The 942-nt window shown below is 76.0% G+C and carries 1 protein-coding gene; it reads right to left on the bottom strand.

All coding sequences use genetic code 11. The features are described 5' to 3' along the window. Window positions 1-942: glycerol-3-phosphate dehydrogenase/oxidase (locus AC1D01_RS36610; RefSeq protein WP_477874701.1), on the bottom strand; the 942-nt coding region annotated here is incomplete at both ends.

The following is a 942-nucleotide window of genomic DNA, read 5'->3' as shown; positions in this document are numbered from 1 at the left end:
CGGTCAGCCCGCCCTCCCCGTCGCGCCACAGCCAGCGGTCGGCTCCGGGCAGCTGGCGCAGCGCCGGCAGGTCGGTGCCGTAGCGCGCCTCGCCGGGGCTGCGCGTCAATGACACCGACGCCTCGGCCGGCGAGCCGGCCAGCGGCAGGCGCACGGTGACGCCCGCCGTCCGGGCCGGCAGCAGCGCGGCCTCGGCACAACGCGCGAGCACGTCCTCGGCCATCGCGCGGTAGGTGGTCCACTTGCCGCCGGTCACGGTGACCAGGCCCGAGCGCCCGACCAGCACCGTGTGCTCGCGCGACAGCGCCTTGGTGTTGCCGCCGTCGTCTTCCGGCGGCTTGACCAGCGGACGCAGCCCGACCCAGACCGAGCGCACGTCGGCCCGCGCCGGGGCGCGGCTCAGGTAGCGGCCGGCCTCGCGCAGGATGAACTCGACCTCGTCGTGGAACGGCGCCGGCTCGGCCGCGAGATCCTCGCGCGGCGTGTCGGTCGTGCCCAGCAGCGTCTTGCCGAGCCAGGGCACGGCGAACAGCACGCGGCCGTCGGCGGTCTTCGGGATCAGCAGCGCGTGGTCGCCCGGCAGGAAGCTGCGGTCGACGACCAGGTGCACGCCCTGGCTCGGAGCCACCATCGGTGCGCGGCTCGGCGTGCCGGGTTCGCGGTCGAGGTCGCGGATCTCGTCGACCCAGACGCCCGCCGCATTGACCACGCAGGCGGCGCGCACGGTGAAGCGCTCGCCGCTCTCGCCATCGCGCGCCAGCAGGCCCGTCACGCGGCCGCCCTCGCGCAGCAGGCCATCGACACGGCAGTGGTTGACGACGCAGGCGCCACGCGCTGCGGCCGTGCGCGCGAGCGCGACCGCGAGCCGCGCGTCGTCGAACTGGCCGTCCCAGTACTTGACGCCGCCGTGCAGGCCTTCGGCGCGCACGGTGGGCAGCAGCG

Source organism: Rhizobacter sp. P3_B12, assembly GCF_056402895.1.
Note: the sequence above shows the minus strand (reverse complement) of the source record. Positions and strands in the feature narration are given on the sequence as shown.